The organism is Hespellia stercorisuis DSM 15480 (genome assembly GCF_900142165.1).
Classification (GTDB): domain Bacteria; phylum Bacillota; class Clostridia; order Lachnospirales; family Lachnospiraceae; genus Hespellia; species Hespellia stercorisuis.
The window spans coordinates 1-4,641 of record NZ_FQZY01000124.1 but is presented as its reverse complement, the minus strand read 5'-3'; the positions used below and the strand labels follow the sequence as shown (position 1 = coordinate 4,641).

The window sequence follows — 4,641 nt, the reverse complement described above, 5'->3', positions numbered from 1 at the left end:
AAAGAAAAAGACCAAGGTACTAAATCTAATTGACAGACTTGTGAATTACAAGGCATCAGTCTGCTTATTTATAAAGAATCTCTGTGTTCCGTTTGATAATAACCTTGCGGAACGTGATTTGCGCATGATTAAGGTTAAAACCAAGGTCTCAGGATGTTTTCGCAGTGAGGAAGGCGCACAGGAATATCTTACAATCATGAGCTATATTGGGACTGCTCATAAGCATGGAATAAATGCTTTTACAGCAATCAGAGAAGCCCTTTTAGGGAATTCCGATATCATCTTTAACTAATGGAGTTCTGAACAGTTACATTCTTTCTTATAATGATAAGTTTACGACGGGACAAAGTTTTAACAGACATTATTTCAGCAATTTGATTTTGGAATTGTTAGGGTGTGAATACTTGTTTGAAGTAATTCCGTTGGATGGGATTCCAACATATAGAGAGTTTATGAGTGTGGACGATAAGTCAGATGAGTTTGTGAAAGTAGTAAATCGGTATGAAGAGAGTGCCGAGAACTGGTTTGAAAAATGTTTTGAAGCGTTATCTCTTTATGTGATTTTAGATGATGATAGGAATAAAGTACAAACAATTATTGAATTACTCTATGCGGCCGGACATGGAGGCATGGTTAAATATCATAAAGATGATAAGGTTGCAATGTTGTGTAGAATGATATACAGAAAATTAGAAATTTCATTATTTTAAATTGGAGAGAAGAATATGAGTTTAGGAAATTTTAAAGAAACAAATGAAGAGAATGAGACAAATGAAGGAAAAGAAACACAGGAAGAGAAAACAGAGAAACCTAAGAATCAAATTCTCGCAGTTCCTGAAGATTATGACGATGATGTAGACAAGAAATTGGATGCGAAAGATTCGCAGAGTACAGAGAGTAATAGCTTTAAAGATAAATATAAGGTAGAAAATTCAGATAATCATATTGAAACTGAAGCAAAAGAATCAGCTGAAAAAAAAGCAGAAGCAAACAGTGAGTCAGATGCAAATGATGAAGATCCTAATAGGGGGCAACGGGAATTATCAGATGAACTAGAAAGATAAAGGGAAAATGAATGACAAAAATTGTAGAACTAAAATATAACCCATTTCTTCCTCAATTAAGTATTTTGATAGATGGAAAGCAACCGCAGGATTTCAGTGGATTAATTCAATATACAGACGAGGATATTTGGGAATGGAGCCCCAATATATGTGATGTGATTTATTCAGAGCTAAGAGCGGAGTTTGCCATCATCTTTACTGGCACCAGGGAGGATGCAGAGCTTTTAAAAATTCAATGTACAAAAAACTATCATTGTATTGGCTTTAAAATGCAGGAACCAAAAGTAAGAACATCTACACAGAAACGATTGGGAGAATTAAACCAAATAATTAAAAAAAACAGGGAAAGCATAACACCAATTAATATTCGGGCATATTTTTTGACGCAGTCAAGTACACAAAAATATATAGAGGAAATACGAAAAGTGAATGTGAGAAATCTTTTTTGTGTGATAGATATTATTCCTATTATAGAAAAGAGTCAATTTAAAAATGATGAAAATTCCTTTTTGTTTTTTATAGTAGAAAGTATGGAAAGTGCAAAAAAATTAGCAGATAGTTATTATTGTAAAAATCCTATGTATATTATTTGCATGGGAGAAAAAACGAGACTGAGAGAAGTCGATAATCACGGATATTTTTATGAAAGCATACCACAAGATTTGATTAGTTCAGTATTTGAGTGTTTCTTAGGACAACCACTTCTAAAGGCAATGAGGTACTGTTTAGACAATATCTCGGTACGGTTAAGAAATAAAGAGGAGACAAGAAAAGCAATATTAATAGATCCGCTCATTAATATCAAATTCAATGAGGAACTTGAAGTTGGAAAAAGTAATGAAATAGTGATTAATGCAGAGCCCCCAATATCTCCACTACCTAAAGTGGATTTTCGAGTATTAGACTTGGGGATTGCAACAACCGATGGAATATGTGTATTCGGTAAGCAATCTGGAAATACAGTATTAGAAGCATATCAATATGGAGAAAAAAAACCGTTTAAAACATTCAATATCCATGTTGTAAAAAGAAATCGTATTAAAAAGTTGATACTAGAAGACAATGAATTGGCAATTGGAATTACTGATTGCAAATGCATGAAGGTAGATTATTCACCAGTGGATGCAGATAATGTGAAACAACTTACTTGGACATCATCTGATTCTAGGGTTGCAACAGTAGATAAAATGGGACGTGTTATGGGGCGGGAAAGTGGAACTTGTAAGATAATATGTACAGCTGAAAATGTGTCTTCAACATGTATTTGTACAGTAAAACCTTATTTACAGGAGATAAAAATTGATATGCCAACTAATCAAGATGGCGAATTGGAAATGGAACCAACACAGGAAATACTGCTAAATATTAAATTAGTTCCTGAGGACTGCATAGATAAAACATTAAAAATAGGTAGTTCAGATTATGACATTGTGAATGTTGTTAATAACAGGCTAATAGCTAAAAATAAAGGAACAGCAATTGTTAATATACAAAATTTTCCAAAAAGAAAGGAAGTTAAATTAACTGTACAAGTTGGCAAAAAGAAAAAAGGGTTTTTCAAGGCACTCTTTGGCTAGTTGAAAAATGGCTAGTTATAAAAGTTTGTTTCATATTGGTAGCGGGATCGATTATTGAACCTGCAGAAAAGGAGAAAAGAGAGTATGGGAAAGTACATAGGTATTGATTTGGGAACAACATTTTCATGTATGGCATATATTGAAGAAAATGGACAACCAGTAATTATTCCAAATAGTGAGGGAGACAATACGACACCTTCTAGTGTCCTGTTTGAAGATGGGACAACCGTTGTGGGGAAAGAAGCAAAAAATCAAAGTATTATGGAGCCTGAAAATTATGAACAATTTGTAAAACGGCATATGGGTGAAAGAGACTATATATTTGCCACAAATTCTGGGGAAAAGTATTCGTCAGAGGCAGTTTCAGGTATTGTGTTAGCAAAAATGAAGGCCGATGCGGAAAAGTATCTAGGGGATACTGTTGATGGCGCTGTTATAACGGTTCCAGCATATTTCAATGAGGCGCAGAGGATGTCTACAATAGATGCCGGGAAAATGGCTAACTTGAATGTGATTGGAATTATCAATGAACCTACTGCAGCAGCACTTTCTTTTGGAATTTCCAAGGGAGGAGACAAACAACAAACAATAATGGTATACGACTTAGGGGGAGGAACCTTTGATGTTACAGTAATGCGCTTTGACAAAGACAATATTACAGTGTTAGGCACTGCCGGTGATCGAAAATTAGGAGGCTATGATTTTGACAATAAGATTATAGAAGCTGTGATTGCAGAGGCAAAAGAGAAAGGAATTGATGTTAGTTCTGATCCAGTAGCAAAACAGGATTTGCAATTAAAAGCAGAAGAAGCAAAAAAAGCATTATCATCAAAAGAAAAAACAAATATTATGCTGAATGTTGGTGGAAGACCATTTAAGTATACTTTGACGAGAGATGGCTTTGTGGATATGGTAGAACCACTGTTATTTAAAGCTGTAGGTAGTATGGAAACAGCTTGTGATGAAGCTGGATTGGAGTATTCTGATCTAGACAAAATATTGTTGGTTGGAGGTTCTACAAAGATGCCTCTTGTAAAAGATTCTATAGAAGAAGAGACAGGAATTATACCATCATCCGAAGTACATCCAGATGAGGCAGTTGCAATTGGTGCGGCATATCATGTGCTTAATGCACTGAAAAATCAGCAAAAAAATAAACAGGAGGATGGAAAAGAAGATTTTACTAATGCGATGAATGAATATGATATTCCAGAGCCAGTTAAGCAGTATTCCTTTACAGATGTTACTTCTCATGGAATAGGAATCATCTGTTCAACGAGAAATAATCAGGAAATAAATTCTGTTATTTTACCAAAAAACATTCAAGTTCCAGCGTCATGCAAAAATCAGTATGCGACCACAGTTGCATTCCAAGAGAAACTTTATATACAAGTAACACAAGGGGAAGAAGAAGATATTCGCTATGTCACTGTTATTGGTACCGCCGAAATAGAAATTCCGCCACGAGAAAAAATTGTTGAAATAGAAGTTACGATATCGTGTGATGAAAATTCTATCATTCATGTTAGAGTTTATGATTTGGATTTGCAGAAGGATCTGGGGGAAATGAATATTGATAGAATTTCTAATTTGAGTGAAGAAGAGATAAAAGAAAATCAGCAGAGGATTAGCCAGCTGAATATTAGCGGAGAATAGGGGGGGAAGATGAATATAACAATAGATTGTAACTGTTCAGAACCCCCTTGGGGAACTAATTAATTTTTGTACAAAACAGAGAATTTTTAAAACCTGTTTTGCGATATTATTTCGGTAATTGGTGGATAACCAATTGTTTGTGATTGAATAATTTAATTCATTGTGGATTACTCTTTCAATCTTTCAAATAACTCTGATTCAAAGCCAAATTCTATGGCTTTTGAATATATTTAACAACAACTGAACATTGAAAAACATTACTTATCCACAGTCATTTTCACCATAGGTGAATCTATGTGAATTCGCTTTTTTCCTGAGTTTTTAGTACAATGGAGACATAAAAC

Annotated in this window: 5 protein-coding genes; all 5 read left to right on the top strand. The window is 34.3% G+C overall.

All coding sequences use genetic code 11. The annotated features are described in order from the left end of the window. On the top strand, positions 1-292 hold a 292-nt coding region (locus BUB85_RS20525; protein ID WP_143160739.1), incomplete at its 5' end, for an IS66 family transposase. A 112-nt stretch (positions 293-404) separates the two neighbouring features. Then, positions 405-710 (top strand): hypothetical protein, encoded by a 306-nt coding sequence (locus BUB85_RS20520; RefSeq protein WP_143160820.1) that lies wholly within the window; start codon positions 405-407, stop codon positions 708-710. A 15-nt stretch (positions 711-725) separates the two neighbouring features. Beyond that, the gene (locus tag BUB85_RS20515) at positions 726-1,064 is read left to right on the top strand and encodes a hypothetical protein (protein WP_073113325.1); all 339 of its coding nucleotides are present in this window, start codon (positions 726-728) and stop codon (positions 1,062-1,064) included. An 11-nt stretch (positions 1,065-1,075) separates the two neighbouring features. Continuing rightward, entirely contained in the window at positions 1,076-2,641 is a 1,566-nt protein-coding gene (locus BUB85_RS20510) for an Ig-like domain-containing protein (RefSeq protein WP_073113324.1), read from the top strand. Between the two features lie 84 nt (positions 2,642-2,725). Continuing rightward, positions 2,726-4,297 (top strand): Hsp70 family protein, encoded by a 1,572-nt coding sequence (locus BUB85_RS20505; protein WP_073113323.1) that lies wholly within the window; start codon positions 2,726-2,728, stop codon positions 4,295-4,297. The last annotated feature ends 344 nt before the right edge of the window (positions 4,298-4,641 follow it).

Bases quoted from the DNA above. Each gene is read 5' to 3' on its own strand.
- BUB85_RS20515 (WP_073113325.1), top strand. From the start codon at position 726: ATGAGTTTAGGAAATTTTAAAGAAACAAATGAAGAGAATGAGACAAAT.
- BUB85_RS20505 (WP_073113323.1), top strand. From the start codon at position 2,726: ATGGGAAAGTACATAGGTATTGATTTGGGAACAACATTTTCATGTATG.
- BUB85_RS20510 (WP_073113324.1), top strand. From the start codon at position 1,076: ATGACAAAAATTGTAGAACTAAAATATAACCCATTTCTTCCTCAATTA.